This is a genomic window from Kitasatospora sp. Ki12 (assembly GCF_054601375.1).
In genome coordinates this window covers 2,366,720-2,386,993 of the sequence record NZ_BAAIHT010000002.1, presented here as the reverse complement: position 1 = coordinate 2,386,993, position 20,274 = coordinate 2,366,720, and the positions used below count along the sequence as shown (strand labels likewise).

Sequence of the window (20,274 nt, the reverse complement as noted above, 5' to 3'; positions counted from 1 at the left end):
CGCGCGCTGATGTAATCACCGATTACATGGGGTGCGGGTACGGGGAGGCACGGATGCCCTTTTTCGCCAAGCCGCTGCGGGGCTACACCACCGCCGCCGCCACCGGCGACACCGTGGTGCTGCTGATCGGCATGCGGATCAACCGATTCTGGGCCGTGCACCACTGGGGCCCGGTGATGTTCGCGATGTTCCGGATGCTGTACGAGCTGCGCCGGTCGCCCGAGCGCGGCCTCCTCGGCCGGATCCTGCTCACCGCCTCCCCGCGCACCTACTACGTCGTCCAGTACTGGGAGTCGAAGGAGAAGCTGTACGGCTACGCGAGCGCGCCGGACGGCTTCCACCACACCGTGTGGGGCATCGCCAACCGCAAGATGCGGGAGGGCCGGATCCGCGGTCACGTCGGGCTCTGGCACGAGACGTACGTCGTGCCGGAGGGCGGGTACGAGTCGATCTACTTCGACATGCCGCCGTTCGGCCTGGCCGGCGCCACCGGCGCGATCCCGGTGGAGCAGCGCGGCCGGCGCGCGGCCCAGCGGCTGGCCTACCGGTCGAGCGAGACCGGCGGGGCGGGGGACTCCAGCGGTGCCGGGAAGCGGGACGGCGAGGCGGTCGTGGGGGACGGCACGGCGGGTACGGCCGGCGCGTAGGTGGCGGCGGGCGAGTCGGGCGAGTCCGGGCCCATGGTGGCCGCCAGGTAGAGCCACGGCGCGATGAGGACCAGCGCGCCCGCCGCCAGCACGGCCAGCACTCCCACCACCGCCGGAACGACCTTCGCCACCGCTGCCTCCCATGGACTCGGCCGCGCTGTCCGCGGCGTGCCCACGCTACGGAAAGCCGCAGGTCGGGTGCCTGAGTACGGATACTCAAGAGTGTCGTGAGTCGGACGGTCGCCCCGGCGTGAGAGCGTCGGGGGATGGTGGATCTGGGCAGCGCCGCGCGGCCGGCGCGGGTGGTGCACGAGGTGCCGTACCGGGCGCAGTGGGAGTCGCCCGAGCTCGTACGGGAGATCGTCGACGGGCGGCTGGACGCGGCCGCCGACCCCCGGTGGGGGCAGTCCGGGGCGGCCGACCCGGAGGAGTACGCCTGGTGGTCGTGGCGGCTGTGCGGAGTGGCCTGCCTGCGGATGGCGTTGGAGCACTGGTGGGGCGTGACGCCGACGGCGATGGCGCTCGCCGGCGAGTGCACGGCGGCCGGCGCGTACGTGCGGGACGGTGAGAGCCTGCGCGGGCTGATCCACGTGCCGTTCGCCGAGTACGTCCGGCGGCGCTGGGGACTGGCGGCGCGGGCACGGGAGTTGACGCCCGAGGAGGTGTCGGCCGAGGTGGCCGGCGGGCGGCTGGTGATGCTCTCGGTGCACCCGTCGATCCGGGAGCCGGCCGGGCCGGAGCCGGTGCGGCGTGGCGGCCACCTGGTGCTGGCGGTGGGCGCCACGGACACCGCGCTGGTGATCCACAACCCGTCCGGGTTCCCGGGGGAGTCGCAGGCCTTCGCGCGGGTGCCGTGGCGGTCGTTCGGGGCGTTCTACGCCGGGCGGGGGATCGTCCTGGGCCCGCCCGGGACGTAGGGCTCGCCCGGGCGTGGTGGGTCCCCGGCGTGGCCGGCCTACGGGTTGTCGGGCAGCCCCGCCGGGTTGATCGGCAGCTGGCTGCGACAGAGCGCCGAGATCGGCTTCAACGCCGCCGCCAGCCGGTCGAGTTCGGCGCGCGGGTAGTCGTCCCAGACCCGGGTGGCGGCCAGGTCGGTGGCGGCCTCCAGGGCCTGGTGGCCGATCCGCCCGAGCTCGGTGACCGTGCCCCGCTCGGTCAGCCAGCCGCGCTCGACCAGGCGTTCCGCCGCGGCCTCCCACTCGGCGTCCGTCCAGCCGCGCAGCGGCTGTATCGCCTCGCGCCGCATGTCCATCGCGCAGCGGACCACCAGGGCCTCGCAGCCGTCCAGGCCGGTTGCCACCAGTGCGGCCACGTGGCCGTCCCCGCGGTGTTCGCGCATCACGGTGGCGGCCTGCCAGAGCCGCTCGTACAGGCCGCTCGGCCGGGGGAGCGCGGCGTTGGCCGCGGCCAGCACCCGTCCGGCGCAGTCCAGTCGGGACGCGGCCTGCTCCAGGGCGTCCGCGACCAGTTCGACCTGGGCCGGGTCCACGTGCTCCAGCAGCCGGGCCAGCGTCGCCGACGCGCCCTTCAGCCGGGCGGTCAGCGCTTCCTCCGGGCTCGCGAGCGTCCACACCTCCGGCAGGGCGCGTTCGACCATCGCCGGGGCGAAGTTGAAGAACGCGGCGACCACCGGCGCCGCGTCCACCGCGCCGAGCGGGGCCGAACGGTTGGCGAAGTAGCTCCGCAGGCGGCCGTGCAGCCCGGCCTCCTCGAAGGCGGCGCGCCCCTCGGGCTGGAAGTAGCTGACGGCGTGCACCGGCTCGAAGAGCCACCACAGCGCGCGGGCGGGGTGGACGAGATCGGCCATCGGGGGCCCCTTCTCGGACGGAGCTCCGGGTGGGTGCGGGAGCTCGGCTGGTCGGACGGCCCGGCGGGTGCCGCGGCGGCCCGTGGCTCGGACCGCTCGGGCGGGCGCGCGGACCGCTTCAATGGCTGATGACCACGGCGGAGGCCCCGGTAATCCCCGGCGCGCTGTGATGCCCGTCACGGGCGGGTCGCGGTGTGCGGCCGGCGGCACGCGGCGCGAGATGATGGGGCGAGGCGCCCGCTCCCGGGGCGCCACCAGCCCTCGTGTGAAGGTAGTCGGTCATGGCCCAGATCAACCCCAGCATCCTGTCCGCGGACTTCGCCCGGCTCGCCGACGAGGCCGAGGCCGTCCGGGGTTCCGACTGGCTGCACGTGGACGTCATGGACAACCACTTCGTGCCCAACCTGACCCTGGGCGTCCCGGTCGTCGAGTCGCTGGCCCGCGCCACCGACATCCCGCTCGACCTCCACCTGATGATCGAGGACCCGGACCGCTGGGCCCCCCAGTACGTCGAGGCCGGCGCCGGCTCGGTCACCTTCCACGTCGAGGCCGCCGCCGCGCCCGTCCGGCTCGCCCGCGAGATCCGCGCCAAGGGCGCCCGGGCCTCGATGGCGCTCAAGCCGGGCACGCCGATCGAGCCCTACGAGGACCTGCTGCCCGAGCTCGACATGCTGCTGATCATGACCGTCGAGCCCGGCTTCGGCGGCCAGGCGTTCCTCGACATCATGCTGCCCAAGATCCGCCGCACCCGGGAGCTGATCGCCAAGCACGACCTGGAGCTGTGGCTGCAGGTGGACGGCGGCGTCTCCGCGAGCACCATCGAGCGCTGCGCCGAGGCCGGCGCGGACGTCTTCGTGGCCGGCTCGGCCGTCTACGGGGCCGAGGACCCGGCGGAGGCCGTCCGCAAGCTCCGGGACCTCGCCGACCAGGCCTCGGCGGACGCCTGGTGGGCCTGCGGCCACTGAGGCGCCCGCCACCTGTCGCCCCACAAGCCTTTCACCGCTCCACCGCCCTTTCACCGCCTGACCGCCGGATGGCCGGGTGCGGGTGGAGGAACGTCGGACCGTGCCGGATGATCGGTCACGACGGGCCCCTCCGCGCCCGGCCCCCCTCGTACGGTGGTGGAACCGCGATGAGCAACCTCGACCTCAAGCCCACCCCGACCGTCTGCGGCCGCGAGGCCGGCGGCGGCCCGGTGAAGGATCTGCTGACGCCGCGTCACGTCCAGCTCGGCGAGAGCACGGTGGTCCGCCGCCTGCTCCCCAACCTCGGCCGCCGGATGGTCGGCGCCTGGTGCTTCGTCGAAGTCCACACCCTTTAGATGACTCCGAGGGGTATAAGGAACCCCGCCCGGCATTCCCGGGCGGGGCGGGTGGTGCTAGTTGTCGCCGATGGCAAAGACGGCCCGCACGGACGGGGCGCAGTCGGGGCACGCGTAGAGGACCTGTCCCGGGCCGCTCGCGGCCTCCTGGGCGCCCACGGCGGTCACGTGCGCGCCGTTGTCCGCGCAGAGGCAGCAGACGTGTACAGCGGGCTTCGGGGTGTGGGTCATTAGGCCACCGCCCCGATGAGTTCCCGGTCGGCGTTGGTGGCGTCGTCCAGGTAGTGAACCGGGTCGGGGAGGTCGAGGGTTGCGGCGAAGGCGCACGCCCGCCGGGCCGCCATGACGCTCGGCTGCTCCGCCCGCTGGGGTCGCGCGAGGCGGCGGCTCAGTTCGGTGTGCCGCACCTTCTCCCACCGGGGCCACGCCGTCCGGACGTTTGCCTGTCGCTGCGCTTCCTTCGTCTCATCGGGCAGGGCCTCCCAGGCCGCGAGGTATGGCGGGATGAGTCGGGGCGGCGTCAGGGGGATGGTGAGGGCGAGGAGGTGGGCCGGGACCGGTCGGTTCTGTGCGCAGTTTGCCCTCATAGGCGAGGGGGCGGGGTTCGGTGCGATGGTGCCGCGGGTGGCGGGGTGCCGGCCGGAGGGGGTGAGCAGGAACCGGCACACCCGGAGAAGGGTGCCCAGGATAAGGTTGCGCATGGCGAAGATCAGCTCCCAATAGCTGCTCGGATGCCTGCCCCTGGTGACTGTGTCCGCAGTTGCCAGGGGTTTTGTTGTTTGTATCGAGCGTAGTTCGACACGTACAAGATGTCCATACGTTCAACAGGTATAAGTGGCCTAGTTGGAGGGTGTTGACTACGCTCAGCGCATGCCCGACCAGAGCCGCCAGGTCCCGCCGTACATGAAGATCGTCAATGCGCTGTCTCGCGACATCGAGGCGGGCGTACTGAACGTCGGCGACCCGGTCCCGCCGGAGTCGGCCTTGATGGAGACGTTCGACGTCTCCCGGGGGACGGCCCGCCGGGCGATCGGGGTACTTCGCGAACGCGGCCTGATCGAAACCACGTGGGGCCGGGGCTCACGCGTCATCGCGGCGTCTCCTGCCAGCTAGGCTGGTGAGGGTGTTGGAGACGAGTAGGCCCCGCCCAGGATGTTCCGGTTGGGCGGGGCCATTCCCCTCGCGGTAGGGGACTTCCATTACGGGTTGATCACGGGTCGACCTCCGCTCGCGGCGGGGTCTCGCCGGGGTCAAGCCCGGCCAGGCTCAGACGGGCAGATCCCATCCGGGCCCCTCCTTGGCGCCGAGCCAGACCCGCTGTCCGGTCGCCGACACGGTGATCCCGAAGCAATCTTGGTACGGCTCACCGGCGGTCTGCCAGGACTGAACCGCTTGCTCGACCTGGTCCCACAGGGCGACGGGCCCGCGCTGAGTTACGGTCCACCCACCGTTGGGGTTGGGCGCCGTCCGGGCCTGCGATCCGGTGGCCAAGTCCCAGAGGATCTGTTGAGCCCCCACACCCATGCGGATTGCCCCGGGTGCAGCGAGTTGGGCTACCCACCCGGCGGTCCAACTGTCCAGCGTCGCCGGGTCAATGCGGGTCGGACGCTCCTTGCCGGGCAGGAGGTCCAGTGTCGGGCGAGGCGGCCGGTCGTGGGGGCGGGCGATCATGAAACTGGTTTGGTCGGTCAGGAACCGGCCGGTGGCCTCGCCAGGACCAGTCACGTCGAGCAGCACGAGGGCGTTCGCGTAGCTCCACCCGGAGAGGGTGACCAGGATTCGACCGCCGGGCTTGATCTGGTGCAGCCACGAGAGCGGGATGTATCGGACTGAACAGGTGGCGATGAGCAGGTCGTACTGCCCGCCGTCCGGGTCGCCTCGCAGCCCGTCTCCGATGATCAGCCGGGGGGAGAATCCTGCAGCCTTGATCGCCGCTGCGGCTGCCGTGCCGACCGTGGGGTCGTACTCGATGCTGGTGAGGTTGGCGTCCCCAAGCCGGTGCGCTCCGAGGGCAGTCGAGTACCCGGTTCCGGTGCCGATCTCCAGTACCCGGTGCCCGGCCTCGGCGCCGAGCTGCTGCCACATGCGCAGTACGACGGACGGGAGGGTGGACGACGATGACGGGACACCTGTCACGGTCTCCCCGTGGGTGTCCTCGGGCCCGATGCGGCCGTCGAGTTGGGTCACCAACGTCAGGTCATCGTAGATCCCCTCCAGCCATCCGGGCTCGCCCTCGCGAACGGGTCGGTAGCTGGTCGGAACGCTGCCGGCGACCGGAGCGAAGTAGCTTCCGACGAAGAGCTCTCGCGGAACGGCCCGCGCGGCGCTCTCCCACTCGCGTTCGGTCAGCGTGCCGTGCCTGGTCAGCCTGTCAGCCAGAGCGGCGCGGAGTTCAGCCGGTGTGCTCATGTGTCACGGCCTTTCTGTAGCTGGTCGGAGAGGGCGTGGGCAATCGCCTCAGTGGTATCGGCCGGCTGCCACGCCCACTGGCCGTTCGGGTTGCATTCAAGGAAGTACCAGGCGCCCGAGGCGGTCACCGCGAAGTCGAACGCGCCATAGACCAAACGGAGCTGACCGAGGTAGGCGGCGACCGAACGCGCGACCGGCTCGGGTACGTCGATCGGCGTGCACGTCATCCGGTCCTGGCGGCGCCGCCAGTCGAGGTCAGGACTGTCGATCCGGACGCCGAACAGGCGATTGCCGACGGCCGTCACCCGTGCGTCGAACAGCTTCAGCACCTTCGCCTGGAAGAGGTGCGGGCACGCGGACACGGCGTCGGTGATGTCGGCCGGGCTGACCTCGCGCACCCATACGGCGTGGGGCTGCCCGCCGACCGAGTAGGGGGTATTCCACAACGGCTTGTACACCGCCCCGGCGGCTTGGTCCGCCACGAACTCCCGGGCCTCGTCCGCGCTGTTTGTGATCACTGTGTCGGGGACCCGGAACCCAGAGCGCTGCGCGGCCGCCAGCTGTGCCGGCTTGTGCTCGGCTGCACGGTTGGCCCAGGGATGGTTCACGTAGTGCGCGTTGGGGAGTGACGCGAGGATGCCGCCCGCACCCCACAGGGCTTGCGAGGCGGCAAACCGGCGGTCCTGCCCGTCCAGTTCGGACGGGCCTTCGTAGGGCGAGGCCCGGCGTACCCAGACGGACCGGACGGCGGAGAGGTCGAGCTCCCGGCTGGCGGTGCGCAGGGTGCCCCGCTGGTCGCCCGTGCGGTACGTGGCGGTCAGCGAGGCACCCGTGTGCAGGTCGGTGCCGGGGTCGAGACGGACCACCGGAACCCGGCGCTCGGCGAGCACCCGCAGTACCGCATCCGCAGTCACGTCAAGGGGATTGGTCAGTACCAGCACCGACCCGCTTCGGTCGTTCATCAGCCGTTGCTCTGGTCCTGGTCGTAGGACTCGGTGCTGTCGGCGTCCGTCGGCCCGCCCGGGTTACCGTCGGGCGTGGTCGTGGTGGGCGTCAGGCCGCTCGTGCTGGTGCCGTGACCACCCAGCTCGACCGTGCGCCCGTGCTCGTCCACGATCACCGCGATCTGCGTCTCGGGGTCGATGACGGGCGTGTACTGCGGGACCGGAACGGTAGCCGTGAACGGCCCCATGCGGGTGGTACCCCACGGTGCAGTTGCCATCTGTGCTGCGCCTCCATTTCGTGGTGGTGCTGACAGGCTCAACAACTCGTCCAGGCGGTCGAGTTGTGTAATCCCACCCCGGCCGGCTCGACCTGTCCAGGGTGGGGGACGGCCGGGGTGGGGGCTTGGGAACCCGCTCCGAGCGGAATGGACCTCAACCAAAGCTCGGAGCGGGAGTCTGGGGCCTGCGGTGTGCAGGCAGGGGGAAAGCTGGGTACTCAACCTGGTAGCCGAGTAGGAGCCCGCCCTGGGCGCGGTCCGGGGGGATGCACGGCACTCACCTACGGGGAGGGGCGGGCCTGTGTGCGCGCGACCAGGGCGGGCGGTCTTGGGAGGTAGAGCTACCCGCCGCTGTGCTCGACCACGACGGCGTACTGCGGGTGGCGTGCGAGAAACCGGTCGAGGTCCCGCTCCGTCAACCGTTTGCGTCCGCGGGAGGACGCGAGCAGCCACCGCACTCGGCGGCACGCCCCGATCGACCAGTTTCGCGCGCGGTAGATCACGTGATGTGCCTGCGCCCGAACACGCTCACCGAGGTTCACGTGCGGGATCGGCTCGATGAGGATCCGGGCCCACATCTCCGGAGTGCCGTTCTCCAGGATCCACCGAGCGAGGGTTGCCGCCGCGAGCTGTGCGCGGAGCGACTTCCTTCGGTTCACCTGGCCTCCTCTCGGTCGAGTGCCGGAATCCGCCAGAACGGCCGGCGGGGGCGGGGCCGGGCGTGCCGACCACGGGCGGGCATCACCCGAACGTCGCGCGTCCCGGCGTACTCCCAAATTCGGTCGTTGATCTGAGCGATGCACTCGGTGCAGGCGTACAGCGGGGCGGTCAGCCCACCGGGAGAGGTCGCGGGACCGAGCCAGAGCACCGGCAACCCACGGCGTCCGCAGTAGAACCAGCAGTCGCCGGACACCCACTCGTTTCCGTCGTCGGCCTGGGCCGGCAACGGCCGGTCGGCGGCAGCGATGCCCGCCAACACGGTCGTTGCGGCGGCGAGTTCGAGCATGGTCACAGCGGTTCGACCTTCGGTACCATCACCATCGGCAACTCGGCCAACAGGCGGTACGACCGGTGACTCGGGTGGCCCCAGACGTGCCGCCGAACCCACTCTCCGTACCCGGCGTCCGTCTGCACCGTGCCGGAGTTGGCGTGGCACCGCTTGCCGCTCTCGTCCTCGGCCACGCAGGTGAGGATGAACGAGGCCGAGGTGACGTCCGGACCGGGGTCGCGTTGGATCGTCCACTCGCTGTGCCGCGTAACCGTCTCGGACTCGATCCGGGCCACGCCGAGCCGGCGCTTTGCCTGGTCGGGCGTCCACAGCCCGTCGTCCCGGATCACGCGACGTCCGCCGATTTGGTCGAGTCGTGCCGCGGGTTCGGAATGATGTGCTCGACCACCGGAGCGCCCGGCAACGGCTCGACGTCGAACGGATCGATCTCCCGTTCCAGTCCGCCGCCACGGGGTCGGACGTGGGCCTTGCCGCCCCGCGCTTCCATGAAGACGACGTGAAGGCCGGTCGTTCGATCCTTGATCAACTCGCCCATCTGCGGGCGGTACGGCTTGGGCCGGCTGATGGGGGGCGTGGGGGTGCGTCTGCGCGCCATGGTGGCTCCGTTCCGTAGTTCGATGACTACCGGGGGCGCCAACTGTCCTCTACGCTCGGTCGGTGTTCAACCAGACGGATCCGCTTGCTAAGTAAGAAAATTGGTCCCATGAACCGGTCCGAGTTAGACCCTGAGGCTTCTCCGGCAGCAGACTTCGGTGCGTTTCTCCGCAAGTCACGCGAGGCACGAGGGTGGAGGCAGCAGGACGTCGCAGATCTGATCGGCTGCACGCCCACCCACATTTCGCACCTCGAAAATGGTCACCGGCGCGCAACTCCACCTGTCACACGTAAACTTGACAAAGCGTTTGGCATGGGGCGTGCCTTTACGGACAAGGCGCGCGAAGCCGATTCCTCCCCGCTTCTCGAAGGGTTCCCGGCGTACGTGGCCGAAGAAGCTAAGGCGACGGAGCTACGGCTGTTCACCTTGGGCATCGTCCCCGGGGTGCTCCAGACGCTCGACTACGCACGGGAGATCGCAGCGGGCGCAGTACGGCGCGGCAGCATCACACCGGAGACGGCTGACAAGCGGGTTGCTGTCCTCGCGCGCCGACAGGCAAAACTGCGACGAGAGTCGCCACCGGTGATCCACGCTGTCCTGGACGAGAGTTGTATCCAGCGGCCGATCGGCGATGCCGGTGTCATGGCTGACCAGCTAGACGCCTTGATCGAGTTCGCCAGCCTGCCGCACACGATGCTCCAGGTTGCCCCGCTGACCCTCGGTGCTGATCGCGCGTTTGATCTTCCGGTGTACATCCTGACCTTCAAGGACCGGTCGCTCATGTCCTACGCGGAGAGTTCGCAGCAGGGCAACCTGGAGAGGGACAGCGGTGCCGTGCTGCCCATCCTCGGGACCTACTATCAGCTACAGGCCATGGCGCTTTCGCAGGCGGATTCTGTGGCTCTGATCAGGGAGCGAAGGAAGGAACTGCCGTGACCGCCGAACCTGCATGGTTCAAGTCTTCATACAGCAGCAACGGCGGAGAGTGTGTCGAAGTATCGGCCAACGCCATGCCGGGCGCCGTCCCTGTGCGTGACTCCAAAGACCCTGAGGGCCCGGCCCTCGTCTTCCCCCTCGACGCCTGGTCGAGCTTCGTCGCCGCCGTCCGCTCCGGCGAGTTCGGCAACATCTGACGCACGCCTGCCGCCCTGAGGCCCCGCCACTCCTCCCCAGAGTGACGGGGCCTTCTGCTGCTATGCGGCGAGGGCCATGAGTTCAGCCGGAAGCCTGCGGGATTCCCCGGTCGGGGTGATGAACGTCAGGCTCGACGGGTACGACTCCCCGGGGTGCCGGTCGACCAGGTACACGCCGACGGCCTGATCGGAGCGGGTTCCCGGGACCTTCCGGGCCTGCATGCCGTACCGCTCCGTGACGCCGGCCTGCACAAGGACCTGGCCAAGTCGGAGGGCCAGTTCCCATGCCTCCGCGGCCGTGCCGCGAACCGCGATGAAGTGCCGCTTCTTCATGCCATCCGCCCCTCGTACGACGCGTGCTCTCCGGCCGTCCAGCAGAGGGCGGGGCGCCAGAGCCCTGTCTCGACGGAACGGTGCCACTCGGCCAGGCCGAGGAGGATGCCGCCCGGGATGTCGTGGTGGGCCGTAACCCTGTACCCGCTCGTACTCCGGCGCGGGATCAGCCGTCCGGCCATGCTCCCGGTTTGCTCCAGTACCTTCACCAGTTCCCCCCAACTTGCTATGAACAACGCCCGTCCGGCAGCGCCGGGGCCGATTTTCGGACACGCGCGCCAGACGATCTGACCGGACGGGTTGTTCGTAGCGACCTCGACATCCATGCGTACGGTGACGTTCTGCGGCATGAGCATTGACCCTACGTAGTAGTACTGATTCGAACAAGTGTTTTCAGAAAGTTTCCGTGACTCTATGAGTTCGGACGCGTACATGACTTCGGCGGCTGGAACCCACCCATGGCCATGCCAAATGAAGCCGGGCCGATGATGGTCCATTTGCCATGCCTTGGTCCGAGCTTGTCCCCCATGTGATGTATGACGCGTGGGTCGCTAGAAGGTTGCGCACGAACGCAAAAAGCCCCCCGCGCGAGGCGGGGGGCTGTTCGGCTACTTGCTAGTTGATCCCGATGACCTTCTCGGCGGCCGGGCCGGTGACGCGGGCGATGGGCGAAGAGCGCCCGATCACCAAGGTGGTGAGGTCGGCGAAGCGGACGGTGAGCGCCCCTCCCCGGGCCTCGGTGGCGTGGACCACTCGGAATCCGACGAGGCCGCCTATCACCACGTCTCCCTCCTTGAGGATATCGGCGGGAACCTCTTCCATCTCCTCGGCGAAGGTCTTGATCAGGTCGTAGCGCATTCTCTGTCCCCTTTCGCAGCTTGGCCAACTTCTCTGCTGTGGCTCCAGCTTGAAGGAGCTGGTGTCCCAGACTCCAGGCCCTTTGGGGAGAATCTCGAACTGGCTCCGGGTACTCAACTCAGTACCCGGGGAGGGTGGTTCGGCTCACCGGTGGTCCGGAGAGCCGCTCGCCATGAGTATTTGATAGGCCTGATAGGCCTGTTGGGGTACGACGCCGTTTCCGAGAATTCGGATGGCTTGCCAGCGTGGGAGTCCAATTCCCGTTACCCATGCGGGTTCGAGACCCATCATCCATTCCACGAAAAGGGGGCTGAGTCGGTAGTTCCCGAACCGGGTGAGTTCCGTCGGGGGCGGTGCCGGGCGGCCAACTATTTGGCCCCATCGGTGAATCGCCGGGGCATAGTCGGTGCCGTCGGACGATCGCCACTGATGGTTGAGTCGTACGGCCTGGCCGGGGAGGTAGAAGATGCCGTTGCTGTCTCGCTGGTTCGGCGACCCCTTGGGGCCGTCGCTCGCCTTTGGGGTCGGCAGGAGGGTCAGTCCGGGGGCGGTGCCGGTAGCCGGGTGACGGCCGTCCGAAGGTTGAGCCCACCCTGTCGACGGTCGTCGCCGCCGGGGCCGCCCGTGCCGTCGGAGGTTGTTGGGGTCGGTAGTAGTCGGGTAGGCGATGGCGAACCAGCGGTCCCGGGCGTGGCAGGCTCCAACTGCGGGGTCACCAGCACGTAGGCACGTCCATCGCACGTCGTACCCGATCGAGGCCAGGTCGCCGGCGACACGGTCGAGCCCCCTGGTTCGAAGGGCGGCGACGTTTTCCAAGTAGAGGATGCGGGGTCGTAGTGCGCGAACGGCGGCGACGACGTCGGTCCAGATGCGGGAGCGGTCACCGTCGATTCCCTCCTTTCGTCCGGCGTGGCTGATGTTCTGACAAGGGAACCCGGCGGTGATGACGTCGACCAGGCCGCGGAGGAGGGCCCAGTCGATGGACCGGACGTCGCCGAGGTTCGGGGCGCTGGGGAACCGGGCGGCAAGAACGGCGGAGGCGTGCGGGTCGATCTCTGCGACGTAGGCGACGCAGCCCCCGGTCAGCCGCTCCACGGCAACGCCGAGACCGCCGTAGCCGGCGCAGAGTTCAAGTATTCGCACCGCGCGGCCCTCTCAGGAGGAGGGCGGCGAGGGCAAGCGCACTGATCCGAACGGCCGTTGATCGGGCGGCCCGTCCGTGCTGGCCGCACGGGATGCTGGCAGTCGCGGTGGTTTCGCCCGCCGGGTTGTGGAGTTGGACGTCGAGTGTGCCGTCGGCCAGGTGTCGGACGGTGATCACGTGGCCGTCGTCGGTGGTGATCTTCCGCATCACGCCGCCTCGTTGGCACCGGCGAGGTACAGCTCGGCGAACCTCCGGCGGCCGAGGTAGCGGCCCTGGCGGACCTGGCGCTCGGTGATGCCCATGTCGGCGGCGAGGTCGCTGTCCGGGACGTCCGGGCCGTACAGAGGCACGGGGACGATGCCGAAGTCGGCGCGCAGGATGTAGCCCTGCATCGGGCCCATCTTGTTGAGCGTCGCGTGGACGGCGTCGCGGATCACGTACCGGCGGTGGCGCTCCACGTCCCCCTGCTCGACGAGGTCGGCCGGGACACCGACGGTGTCGGCGATGTGGTCGCCAAGGGTGTGGGTGCCACCTCCCGCGGCTGGCGCGTCGAGGGACCAGATGCCCTGCCACGCCATCCGGGCCGCCCACGCGCCCTCGGGGCTGAGGCGGCGGAACCCGGCGGGCGGGTCGGTGCAGAAACGTTCCGCCTCGTACGGGTCACCGCCGCACATGCTGAGTGCGGTCTCGAAGTCCTTGGCAGCCTGCCGACTTGCCCCCTGTCGGGTCATCTCCCGGCGCTTGTCGGCGAGGGCGCCGGCGATCGTGCGGTCGGCGTAGGCGAACCACTGTGCGGGGTCGTCGCCCTCGAATCGCTCGATCGCCTGCCATAGCGCGTACCGGGCGTCCTGAGCGAGGTCTTCGGCGAGGTCCCGATCGAGGCGTCCGCCGTCGGAGGCGTAGTGGTTGGCGTGCCACTGGACGCGGTGGTCCATCGCGGCAAGGACGGCGGTTATGTCGTCCAGATTGTTGTTTCGTGCACCCGCAATCTGTTCCGGGGTGAGGCTGAGCCGCATGCTGTTCGCTCCCGATCGCTAGTTCCGCGATCTCCGGGGAGTGCGCGGGTAGAGCGGACGGAACGAGGCATGCAAATGCCGATCAGCGGCCCGGAGTTGGGCGTGCGCTGCCCCGTTCCAGGACAGGCGCAGACGGGCTGATCAGGCACCGTGTTGCGTGTATCTAGCGATTCATGCGGGCGTGACGAACCGGCCCGGATAACCGGGCGGAATGGGTGCGGATGGGTGGTTTGCCTTGAATGGGGTGGCCGGGTCGTGATCCGGCCCTCATTCCTGAGGATGAGAGGCGACAGGAAGCCCCAAGGCTGCGTTATCTGGCCGTTATATGGGGTCGGGTACTCAACCTGGCACCCGGCCCCACGTGGTGGTCGTCTACGCGGCGGTCTCGTACAGGGAGCCCCAACTCTGGCCTCCGACCTTGGCCTTTGCCTCCATCGGGACTCCGTAGACGTCGAACGACATGCACCGTTCGATCTCGCGGGCGATCTCCTGCGCCTGCCCCGCCGGCACGCTGGCGAGGACCTCGTCGTGGATCGGTAGGCGCGCGTACTGAAGGAGTCCGGCTTCTTCGATGTTCAGCAGGCCCTGGCCGAGAACCTCCCGGGCCGTGGACTGCGTCATGTAGTTCGTGGCGGCGTAGGACCGATCGCGTGAGAGGGGGATGCGTCGGCCGATGGGGGTTGTCAGCCACATTCCGTTCGCGAATGCCTCGGCTTGCCATCTCCGCGCGGCCCAGGAGATTTCTGGGAATTCGCGGTTGTAGGCTGCGATGGCGCGCGCCACATCCTCTACCGGGGCGCCGGATTGACGTGCAATCGTTTCCTTTCCGCCGCCGTAGACTTTTCCCAGTCCGATCTTTTTCGCCAGGGTCCTTTGGCGGGCGGTGAATTGGGGGCCGAACACCAGCTCGGCGGTGTGGTCGTGGAGGTCCCGCCCGGCGGCGACGGCGGCCTTCATCCCGGACACGTCGGCGATGGCGGCGAGGGTGCGCATGTCGACCGCGGAGAGGTCGGTGGACACCATCACGTGGCCGGGCTCGGCGAGGAAGCATCCCCGGACCTCGCTGTCCCCGGCGGGAACGCCGTGCAGTGGAGGCTTCTCCAGTCCCATCCGGCCTGTGATCGCCTCCATGGGCTTGATCACCGGATGGATGCGCCCGTCCGCCCCGACGTGGTCGAGGAACGCGGAGACGAACGACGTGCGCCAGGTGCCAGCGCGACGGGCACGAAGGACGGCGTAGGCCAGGGGGTTGGGGGTGCGGGCGTGCAGCCGCTCCCAGTCGTCGTCCAGGTCGGCAAGTGGGAGGAGGACGGCTTTGTCGAGCCGGAACGCCCCGGAGCGTGTGCGCTCGACCAGCCGCTCACCCATGCCGAGGAGAGCATCCGCGACCTGGGCAGCGGAGTTGACGTTGGCCACGCCGTACCGGTGCGCCCGGGTCGTGAACTCGTCAGCCTGGGCGGCGAGTTTGGTGTCCAGACGGCGGGTGTAGTCGATGTCTAGGATCAGGCCGGTGCGCGCCATGATCGCGCACATCCGCGCGATCTGGTGCTCGTAGTCGCCGAGGGCCTGGCGGACGCCGAGGCGGTTCAACTCGGCGGCGAGCACCGGCTCCAGGCGCGAGGCGAGGACGACATCGAGGCCGGCGTAGACGTTGAACAAGCGGTTGTCGAGGGGGATGTTCGCCCACCCGGTCTCGCTGGTGAAGCCGAGCCGCCGGAACTCCTCGTGGAGTCCGGCCTCCGTGTCCGGTGCTGCGGGGTCGACCCACCGGGCGGACAGGGCTTTCAACTTCCCCCCGACACCGCCGTCCTTCGCTCGGCGCGGGTCGATCAAGGTGGCCATGATCAGGGTGTCGCGGGTACGGGGGGCGAGCTGCTCGATCCGGATGTCCGCGTGGCGGTCGAGGACCTGCCAGTCGTACATGCCGTGGTGGATGATGAACCGGCGGCCGTGGGTGAGGACGGCGCGGGCGAACTGCTGGAACTCTCCGCCGCGTTCCCAGTGGATGACCCAGGCCATGTAGGGATCGCCGAACTGAATGGTCCGAAGGCGGAAGTCGGCGGCGTAGGGTCGGAGCCCCGTCGTCTCGGTGTCGACCGCGATGGCGCCGCGCCGGTCGGCCTCCTGCGCCCAGGCGTAGAACGCGTCCAGGTCTGCCGGGATCTGCGGCACGTTGACGGTGACCGTGTCCCCGGCTATGGAATGCCGATAGGTGAGAATGGGAGCCCCCCAAATAGGAGGGGCGGGTACCGTGTTGAGTACCCGCCCCGCTGCTGTTTCCTACGCCGCGATATCTGCCGATGGAGACCACGGGCCCGCAGACTCCCGGATCCCGACGAGTGCGATTCCCCGAGCGATTCGCTTTCGGCGGACACCCCGCTCCTCAAGCGCCGAATAGAAGGCGCGCCGAGTCCACCGTTCCTTCATCGGGAGATTTTCGGCGTCACACCAGCCGAGGTACTTGTTGAACGCATCCGTGCCGTCCATCTGAGTTCCGTCCGGGCACGGCTCAAGAATGTCTGGAAAGAATCCGGCAAGCTGGTCCGAAGTCTGCTTGAAATCCCGGACCGAGGACGTGATGACCGACGGTTCACGTAGCCCCTCGCGAAACCACTCCACCGATCCACGCACCGCCCAGGCGGCTATTCCCTCTGCCTCCGCCGCGAGCTTCGCATCCAGGTCGTAGTCACGCTCCTCGGGAGCGAAGTAGCGCGTGAACGGCACCAATTTCACGCGCCTCCAGAGGCCTGCGTCCTGGCTTTTGAACTTCGGCTTGTGATTGCTCGAAAGAATCAGCAGGAAAGCTGGCTTGAATTCAAAGAATTCCTTGCGAAGGAACCGCGCGGAAATCATGTCCTTGCCGGTTGAGCGCTTGAGGACGGCCTCGCTCATCGGGCGCCCGGCCTCGCCTTCGGAGGCCAGTACCAAGCGGGCGCCGCGCAGGGCGGCGAGATCGTTCGGGATTCCGCCCGAGGGTCGCTCCTCAAATGTTGAGAACGGCGTCGTGGTGGAGATGGTGCGGAACGTCTTTGTCAGGCAGTCGGTCAGGACAGACTTTCCGTTCGCGCCTCCGCCGTGGAATACGGCGAAACACTGCTCGCTTGTATTCCCGGTGATCCCGTATCCGATCATCCGGCGCATGAACCCGACGAGTTCCGGATGGTCCGGAAAGATCTCGCTCAGGAATTCCTCCCAGCGAGGGGCGCGAGCTTCGGGCCGGTAGTCGATGTCTAGGCAGTAGGTGATCAGATCGTCGGGGTCGTGAGGTCGCAGATGCCCGGTCCGGAGATTCACTGTCCCATTTTTGAAGGAGAGGAGGTCCGGTCGGGCGTCGAAATCGGCGGCGTCAATGTACACCGATGGAACGGACTTGAGTTCCGTCATGAGGTTGTCGATCCCCGATGTGTTCAGAAAACCCTTTGCGGCGCCGGGATTTCCGGCGAGGGCGAGGGCGGCGCCCATTCGATGGATCTCCTGCCGGACCCGAGTCGCTGACTGCTCCCACCGCCGGCCGTCCCAGGCGAAGAACCCGAGGCCAGGGCTGTAACGGATTCGCCCGTTGGTCCAGTTGACGAGCGCGTAGGCATTGATGGCGGCGGAGTCGCCGAACTTGTCCGTCAAGTCCTTGAGCATTTCCAGGGCTTCGAGTCCCTGCTCACGACTGACGAAGTCGGCGCCGGTCCGTTCGGACAACGCGGCGCTACGACGCTCCGCCTCCTGGTCGACGCCCCGCAACGGCCGCGCCGCCTTCACCGCCTGGTGCAACTGGGCCGGGAAGCGGGCCGGGTCGCGGGTCCGCCAGTCGGTGAGGTCGTCGCCGTCCTGGGGGATGTCGAGGAGGTAGGCGTCGATGCCGTGCTCGGCGAGGCCGTCGGCCAGGCGCTGGCTGAACTGAGCGCCCGCCGTATCCCGGTCGCCCGCGATGACCACGTGCATGCCGCGCAACCCGGCGGCGAGTTCGGCCACCAGCTCGGGGTTGCCGGCGAGGGCGGCACCCCGGATCGCGACGGCGTTGTAGCCGACGGCCACCACTGTGAGCGCGTCCCCCGGCCCCTCGGTGATGATCACGGTGCCGTATCCGCCGAGGCCGGGGAACCACCCGTACTGGCCCCACCGCTCGCCTTCCGGGTTGCTCAGGCTCACCCACCGCGCCGGGCACTGGCCGGTGACGTCACGGCCCTGCAACCCCCGGGCGACCCCGGCGAAGTCGCGCATGGGCACGGTGAGGCGCGGATACGCGGTGAAGGCCCGGCTTCGGTAGCGGAAACCAGGCTCGCCGGGGTCGACGCCGAGAAGGAGGTCGGCGGCGGTGTCGAGGGAGAGGCCAAAGCGGTCGAGGTAGGCACGGGCCGCCTGGGCGGTGGCGTCGTCGAAGTCGGCCAGGGCCGCCGAGGTGAGGTCGGCGTACATGGCCAGGGCGGCTATCGCCCCCGGCCCGGCGTGCGCCGGCCGTTCCGCGGTCACCCGTGGTCCGTCCCCGCCGACGTTGAACAGGTCGCCCCAGTTGAACCGCGCGGCACGGCGGACGGCGTCGTTGTCGCAGCCGGTCCGGCACTTGAACCTGATCTTGCCGTCCTCACCGTGCCAGATGCGAAGGCTGGGCGACCGGTCGGTGTGGGCGGGGCATCGAGCGATGTAGCCGCCATCGGCATGGGGGGTGACCTGCTGGAACCGGGACAGGATGTCGGTGATCTGCACGTGCGCTCCTCGGGTGTTTGAGCGCCGGGGAGTGCACATGTAGAGCGTGGAGCTATCCTGGGATCTCCTCAGGGGGTGCCGTGATTTCGAATGAATTTAATGATGGCAGTGCCGAGAACGTTGTTCAGGCGGGAAACGTCTACGGGGACATTAATTTTGTCCGCGCGTCATCCGGTGATGATCTCAGAGTGGCCTGCAGAGAGGTGTATAGCGCGCTTTCCGAACTCGCTCCATACTTCGATAGTATTGAGCATGCGGTAGGGGTTTTGGGTGACAGGGAGTATCATGATGGGCTGGGGCTGATCAGTGATATTTTCAAAGCATCTCCTCTAGGGGCCGTCTTGGCGTCATGCGAAGCGGCGCTCAGGAAGCACAATGCAAGCTTTGAGCTATTTGCCCCGGTTCAGGTTTGGAGTGCATTCTCAAAGTTCTCGACCCCAGTCAGTCGAGCGGCTCGATTGTATCCGGGTGGAGCCCATGGGAGTGGCCATGCGCTAATTCTCTTGGGTGAAAATCGCTCTGAAATTGAGAAGGGAATGGCTGAGTTCGTTGCTGCGGTTCGCAGTCTCGGTGTGGGGGGAGGTGCCTAGGCACTTTCCCGCCCGAACGAATTGCATCCCTAAGCTGCCGGATCAGAACGGCGAGGTGCTCCACGTCGGTAGTGAGGTACCAGCGGCCGGTGTCGAGGCTTCGGATGACGGGTCGCCACGCGTAGCGGTGCCGCATGACGGTTGTGCCGAGACCGAGGGCGAGGCGGAGGCGGGTCCAGGTCCGGACGTCGGCGTGGACCTTGCCTCGGGCGACGGCCGCACGACGTTCCTTCACAGCAACCAGGCCGTAGGGGAACCCGGCGTTCATCGCCTCGGCACGGGCCTGGCGGAGCCACGTGGGGATGGCGGACGAGGTCACGTCCTTGGCCTCGATGATCACTGGGACGGCGTGGAGGTCGCCGACGTCGAGTCGTCCCTCCTGTGCCGCGCGTCGGACGTTGCCCGGGTCGAACGGGTCCAGGAGGTGTCCCTCCTGGTCCAGTTGGCCGAGAGCCGTGTTCAGGTGGTCTCGGAGCGAGCTCTCCCAGCGGGTGCCCTGCTGCTTGTTGCGGTTCGCGATGTTCCCCTCCCGGGGCACTAGGTTGAGTACACGATTTCGTCACGGAACTGATGCGGCCTGACGGTATGGCGGCCAGGTTGCGGAAGACTTGGCGGCATGAACGAACTGATCGTTGCGGCTATCGCCGCCGGGGCCGCCCTTCTAGGGAGTGCCGTCACTGGCTTCTTCACTGTTCGGGCAGCGCAGCGTCAGGCAGACGCCGCCCGTGACGCCGCTCAACGGCAGGCCGATGCGGCGTGGGCTGCTGCTCAGCGTCAGGCGGATGCCGCATTCGCTGCTGCGCAGCGCCAGGCAGATGCCCAGCTTGAAGTTCTGAGGGAGTCGCAGAAAGATCAGCGCCGCCACCGGCTCCGCGAGCTGCGGCGTCAGGCCTATGTTGAGTTCCTGAGCCGGTGTGAGCAGGCAGAGTTCGCGTCGGCGCATCTTGGAACCATTACCCATATCGGAGGGCCGCAATGGGTGGAAGCACATACCGCCCTTCGGGCTGCGCAGGTTGAATGTTCGAAGGCGCTGAACCTAGTGAAGCTGGAAGGCCCGGACATCGTGGCCATCTACGCTGACGAGATGTGGGCGGCCTTCTCCGGGACCTCAGTCGACCACTCGGAGCTCGAACAGGCACGTGCTGGGTTCATGGAGAACGTTCAAGAGGCGATGGCGCAGATGTGATGCAGCAGAGGGGTCGACCGGCGGCGTATGCCACCCGTCGACCCCTCGGTTCACTGCTCCAGGTATCCCGGCATGATCAGCCGGACGTGTTCGGCGGAGACCCAGGTGCGGCGCATGGAGCGGCGCCGGACGAAGCCGCTTTCGACGCCGGTCGGCTGGACCAGCAGCATGGGCCGGAGCCTGCCGTCGACCACCCGGGCCGTCACCCGGCGGACCACGGCGTCGGTCACCCGGACCCGGTTGCGCCGGCGGGCGGCGTAGTTGACCAGGTCGCCGGTGTGGATCTCGTCGCCCGCGTAGTCGCAG

At 68.5% G+C, this 20,274-nt stretch carries 26 protein-coding genes and 1 pseudogene; 9 read left to right on the top strand and 18 right to left on the bottom strand.

Going from position 1 to position 20,274, the window contains the following annotated elements:
• The first annotated feature begins 53 nt into the window (after positions 1 to 53).
• Both ACYP53_RS28015 and ACYP53_RS28010 read left to right on the top strand, forming a co-directional pair.
• Positions 54 to 647 carry a DUF4188 domain-containing protein gene (locus ACYP53_RS28015; RefSeq protein ID WP_189916870.1) on the top strand — a complete coding sequence of 198 codons (594 nt, stop codon included), beginning with the start codon at positions 54 to 56 and terminating at the stop codon, positions 645 to 647.
• Positions 648 to 913: 266 nt separating this feature from the next.
• The gene (locus ACYP53_RS28010; RefSeq protein WP_459649482.1) at positions 914 to 1,564 is read left to right on the top strand and encodes a C39 family peptidase; all 651 of its coding nucleotides are present in this window, start codon (positions 914 to 916) and stop codon (positions 1,562 to 1,564) included.
• Between the two features lie 38 nt (positions 1,565 to 1,602).
• On the opposite strand, the gene ACYP53_RS28005 is transcribed toward ACYP53_RS28010, so the two are convergent.
• Positions 1,603 to 2,454 (bottom strand): SCO6745 family protein, encoded by an 852-nt coding sequence (locus tag ACYP53_RS28005; RefSeq protein ID WP_459649481.1) that lies wholly within the window; start codon positions 2,452 to 2,454, stop codon positions 1,603 to 1,605.
• A 281-nt stretch (positions 2,455 to 2,735) separates the two neighbouring features.
• Here ACYP53_RS28005 and rpe point away from each other — a divergent pair, with 281 nt between their 5' ends.
• Together rpe and ACYP53_RS27995 are read left to right on the top strand one after the other, a co-directional pair.
• The gene (gene rpe, locus ACYP53_RS28000; protein ID WP_189916876.1) at positions 2,736 to 3,419 is read left to right on the top strand and encodes a ribulose-phosphate 3-epimerase; all 684 of its coding nucleotides are present in this window, start codon (positions 2,736 to 2,738) and stop codon (positions 3,417 to 3,419) included.
• Between the two features lie 167 nt (positions 3,420 to 3,586).
• Positions 3,587 to 3,760, top strand: a pseudogene (locus ACYP53_RS27995) (pirin family protein); the annotation flags it as partial.
• Positions 3,761 to 3,832: 72 nt separating this feature from the next.
• Here ACYP53_RS27995 and ACYP53_RS27990 read toward each other — a convergent pair.
• Positions 3,833 to 4,006, bottom strand: coding sequence for a hypothetical protein (locus ACYP53_RS27990; protein WP_459649480.1), 174 nt, complete (start codon positions 4,004 to 4,006; stop codon positions 3,833 to 3,835).
• Entirely contained in the window at positions 4,006 to 4,476 is a 471-nt protein-coding gene (locus ACYP53_RS27985; protein ID WP_459649479.1) for a hypothetical protein, read from the bottom strand. Before ACYP53_RS27985 ends, ACYP53_RS27990 begins: the two co-directional genes overlap by 1 nt.
• Positions 4,477 to 4,645: 169 nt before the next feature.
• Here ACYP53_RS27985 and ACYP53_RS27980 point away from each other — a divergent pair, with 169 nt between their 5' ends.
• On the top strand, positions 4,646 to 4,888 hold the full coding sequence (locus tag ACYP53_RS27980) for a GntR family transcriptional regulator (protein WP_459649478.1): 243 nt from the start codon (positions 4,646 to 4,648) through the stop codon (positions 4,886 to 4,888).
• Positions 4,889 to 5,041: 153 nt separating this feature from the next.
• On the opposite strand, the gene tgmC is transcribed toward ACYP53_RS27980, so the two are convergent.
• The 7 genes from tgmC to ACYP53_RS27945 all read right to left on the bottom strand — a co-directional run bounded on the left by tgmC (position 5,042) and on the right by ACYP53_RS27945 (position 8,950).
• Positions 5,042 to 6,184: an ATP-grasp peptide maturase system methyltransferase gene (gene tgmC, locus ACYP53_RS27975; RefSeq protein WP_459649477.1), complete on the bottom strand. Its 1,143-nt coding sequence runs from the start codon at positions 6,182 to 6,184 to the stop codon at positions 5,042 to 5,044.
• Positions 6,181 to 7,146, bottom strand: a complete 966-nt coding sequence (tgmB, locus tag ACYP53_RS27970) for an ATP-grasp ribosomal peptide maturase (protein WP_459649476.1) — start codon at positions 7,144 to 7,146, stop codon at positions 6,181 to 6,183. The genes tgmC and tgmB overlap by 4 nt, the downstream gene beginning before the upstream one ends.
• Positions 7,146 to 7,406: a putative ATP-grasp-modified RiPP gene (gene tgmA, locus ACYP53_RS27965; protein ID WP_459649475.1), complete on the bottom strand. Its 261-nt coding sequence runs from the start codon at positions 7,404 to 7,406 to the stop codon at positions 7,146 to 7,148. The genes tgmB and tgmA overlap by 1 nt, the downstream gene beginning before the upstream one ends.
• Positions 7,407 to 7,747: 341 nt before the next feature.
• The gene (locus ACYP53_RS27960) at positions 7,748 to 8,065 is read right to left on the bottom strand and encodes a hypothetical protein (RefSeq protein WP_459649474.1); all 318 of its coding nucleotides are present in this window, start codon (positions 8,063 to 8,065) and stop codon (positions 7,748 to 7,750) included.
• Complete coding sequence (locus tag ACYP53_RS27955) at positions 8,062 to 8,418, bottom strand: hypothetical protein (RefSeq protein ID WP_459649473.1); 357 nt, start codon at positions 8,416 to 8,418, stop codon at positions 8,062 to 8,064. Before ACYP53_RS27955 ends, ACYP53_RS27960 begins: the two co-directional genes overlap by 4 nt.
• Positions 8,415 to 8,744 carry a DUF7848 domain-containing protein gene (locus ACYP53_RS27950; protein ID WP_459649472.1) on the bottom strand — a complete coding sequence of 110 codons (330 nt, stop codon included), beginning with the start codon at positions 8,742 to 8,744 and terminating at the stop codon, positions 8,415 to 8,417. The genes ACYP53_RS27955 and ACYP53_RS27950 overlap by 4 nt, the downstream gene beginning before the upstream one ends.
• Positions 8,741 to 8,950, bottom strand: a complete 210-nt coding sequence (locus tag ACYP53_RS27945; RefSeq protein ID WP_459649471.1) for a hypothetical protein — start codon at positions 8,948 to 8,950, stop codon at positions 8,741 to 8,743. Before ACYP53_RS27945 ends, ACYP53_RS27950 begins: the two co-directional genes overlap by 4 nt.
• 168 nt (positions 8,951 to 9,118) lie before the next feature.
• Here ACYP53_RS27945 and ACYP53_RS27940 point away from each other — a divergent pair, with 168 nt between their 5' ends.
• Both ACYP53_RS27940 and ACYP53_RS27935 read left to right on the top strand, forming a co-directional pair.
• Positions 9,119 to 9,946: a helix-turn-helix domain-containing protein gene (locus tag ACYP53_RS27940; RefSeq protein ID WP_459649470.1), complete on the top strand. Its 828-nt coding sequence runs from the start codon at positions 9,119 to 9,121 to the stop codon at positions 9,944 to 9,946.
• Positions 9,943 to 10,143 carry a DUF397 domain-containing protein gene (locus tag ACYP53_RS27935; RefSeq protein WP_459649469.1) on the top strand — a complete coding sequence of 67 codons (201 nt, stop codon included), beginning with the start codon at positions 9,943 to 9,945 and terminating at the stop codon, positions 10,141 to 10,143. The genes ACYP53_RS27940 and ACYP53_RS27935 overlap by 4 nt, the downstream gene beginning before the upstream one ends.
• A gap of 60 nt (positions 10,144 to 10,203) precedes the next feature.
• On the opposite strand, the gene ACYP53_RS27930 is transcribed toward ACYP53_RS27935, so the two are convergent.
• The 7 genes from ACYP53_RS27930 to ACYP53_RS27900 all read right to left on the bottom strand — a co-directional run bounded on the left by ACYP53_RS27930 (position 10,204) and on the right by ACYP53_RS27900 (position 18,192).
• Positions 10,204 to 10,476: a hypothetical protein gene (locus tag ACYP53_RS27930; RefSeq protein WP_459649468.1), complete on the bottom strand. Its 273-nt coding sequence runs from the start codon at positions 10,474 to 10,476 to the stop codon at positions 10,204 to 10,206.
• On the bottom strand, positions 10,473 to 10,826 hold the full coding sequence (locus tag ACYP53_RS27925) for a hypothetical protein (protein ID WP_459649467.1): 354 nt from the start codon (positions 10,824 to 10,826) through the stop codon (positions 10,473 to 10,475). The genes ACYP53_RS27930 and ACYP53_RS27925 overlap by 4 nt, the downstream gene beginning before the upstream one ends.
• A 265-nt stretch (positions 10,827 to 11,091) precedes the next feature.
• Positions 11,092 to 11,334, bottom strand: a complete 243-nt coding sequence (locus ACYP53_RS27920) for a hypothetical protein (protein WP_459649466.1) — start codon at positions 11,332 to 11,334, stop codon at positions 11,092 to 11,094.
• A gap of 144 nt (positions 11,335 to 11,478) precedes the next feature.
• Positions 11,479 to 12,477, bottom strand: a complete 999-nt coding sequence (locus ACYP53_RS27915) for a DNA cytosine methyltransferase (protein WP_459649465.1) — start codon at positions 12,475 to 12,477, stop codon at positions 11,479 to 11,481.
• A gap of 207 nt (positions 12,478 to 12,684) precedes the next feature.
• Positions 12,685 to 13,413, bottom strand: coding sequence for a sigma-70 family RNA polymerase sigma factor (locus ACYP53_RS27910; RefSeq protein WP_459649464.1), 729 nt, complete (start codon positions 13,411 to 13,413; stop codon positions 12,685 to 12,687).
• A 453-nt stretch (positions 13,414 to 13,866) separates the two neighbouring features.
• The gene (locus ACYP53_RS27905) at positions 13,867 to 15,666 is read right to left on the bottom strand and encodes a DNA polymerase (protein ID WP_459649463.1); all 1,800 of its coding nucleotides are present in this window, start codon (positions 15,664 to 15,666) and stop codon (positions 13,867 to 13,869) included.
• Between the two features lie 108 nt (positions 15,667 to 15,774).
• On the bottom strand, positions 15,775 to 18,192 hold the full coding sequence (locus ACYP53_RS27900) for a phage/plasmid primase, P4 family (protein WP_459649462.1): 2,418 nt from the start codon (positions 18,190 to 18,192) through the stop codon (positions 15,775 to 15,777).
• Between the two features lie 80 nt (positions 18,193 to 18,272).
• Between ACYP53_RS27900 and ACYP53_RS27895 the strand changes: the two genes are divergently transcribed.
• Positions 18,273 to 18,782 carry a hypothetical protein gene (locus ACYP53_RS27895; protein WP_459649461.1) on the top strand — a complete coding sequence of 170 codons (510 nt, stop codon included), beginning with the start codon at positions 18,273 to 18,275 and terminating at the stop codon, positions 18,780 to 18,782.
• 616 nt (positions 18,783 to 19,398) lie between these two features.
• Entirely contained in the window at positions 19,399 to 19,968 is a 570-nt protein-coding gene (locus ACYP53_RS27890) for a hypothetical protein (RefSeq protein ID WP_459649460.1), read from the top strand.
• A 50-nt stretch (positions 19,969 to 20,018) separates the two neighbouring features.
• Here ACYP53_RS27890 and ACYP53_RS27885 read toward each other — a convergent pair whose 3' ends face one another.
• Entirely contained in the window at positions 20,019 to 20,198 is a 180-nt protein-coding gene (locus ACYP53_RS27885; protein WP_459649459.1) for a hypothetical protein, read from the bottom strand.
• Between the last annotated feature and the right edge of the window lie 76 nt (positions 20,199 to 20,274).

Bases quoted from the DNA above. Each gene is read 5' to 3' on its own strand.
- ACYP53_RS28015 (WP_189916870.1), top strand. From the start codon at position 54: ATGCCCTTTTTCGCCAAGCCGCTGCGGGGCTACACCACCGCCGCCGCC.
- ACYP53_RS28010 (WP_459649482.1), top strand. From the start codon at position 914: ATGGTGGATCTGGGCAGCGCCGCGCGGCCGGCGCGGGTGGTGCACGAG.
- ACYP53_RS28005 (WP_459649481.1), bottom strand. From the start codon at position 2,454: ATGGCCGATCTCGTCCACCCCGCCCGCGCGCTGTGGTGGCTCTTCGAG.
- rpe (WP_189916876.1), top strand. From the start codon at position 2,736: ATGGCCCAGATCAACCCCAGCATCCTGTCCGCGGACTTCGCCCGGCTC.
- ACYP53_RS27990 (WP_459649480.1), bottom strand. From the start codon at position 4,006: ATGACCCACACCCCGAAGCCCGCTGTACACGTCTGCTGCCTCTGCGCG.
- ACYP53_RS27985 (WP_459649479.1), bottom strand. From the start codon at position 4,476: ATGCGCAACCTTATCCTGGGCACCCTTCTCCGGGTGTGCCGGTTCCTG.
- ACYP53_RS27980 (WP_459649478.1), top strand. From the start codon at position 4,646: ATGCCCGACCAGAGCCGCCAGGTCCCGCCGTACATGAAGATCGTCAAT.
- tgmC (WP_459649477.1), bottom strand. From the start codon at position 6,184: ATGAGCACACCGGCTGAACTCCGCGCCGCTCTGGCTGACAGGCTGACC.
- tgmB (WP_459649476.1), bottom strand. From the start codon at position 7,146: ATGAACGACCGAAGCGGGTCGGTGCTGGTACTGACCAATCCCCTTGAC.
- tgmA (WP_459649475.1), bottom strand. From the start codon at position 7,406: ATGGCAACTGCACCGTGGGGTACCACCCGCATGGGGCCGTTCACGGCT.
- ACYP53_RS27945 (WP_459649471.1), bottom strand. From the start codon at position 8,950: ATGGGCGAGTTGATCAAGGATCGAACGACCGGCCTTCACGTCGTCTTC.
- ACYP53_RS27940 (WP_459649470.1), top strand. From the start codon at position 9,119: ATGAACCGGTCCGAGTTAGACCCTGAGGCTTCTCCGGCAGCAGACTTC.
- ACYP53_RS27930 (WP_459649468.1), bottom strand. From the start codon at position 10,476: ATGAAGAAGCGGCACTTCATCGCGGTTCGCGGCACGGCCGCGGAGGCA.
- ACYP53_RS27925 (WP_459649467.1), bottom strand. From the start codon at position 10,826: ATGCCGCAGAACGTCACCGTACGCATGGATGTCGAGGTCGCTACGAAC.
- ACYP53_RS27920 (WP_459649466.1), bottom strand. From the start codon at position 11,334: ATGCGCTACGACCTGATCAAGACCTTCGCCGAGGAGATGGAAGAGGTT.
- ACYP53_RS27910 (WP_459649464.1), bottom strand. From the start codon at position 13,413: ATGGACCACCGCGTCCAGTGGCACGCCAACCACTACGCCTCCGACGGC.
- ACYP53_RS27890 (WP_459649460.1), top strand. From the start codon at position 19,399: ATGAACGAACTGATCGTTGCGGCTATCGCCGCCGGGGCCGCCCTTCTA.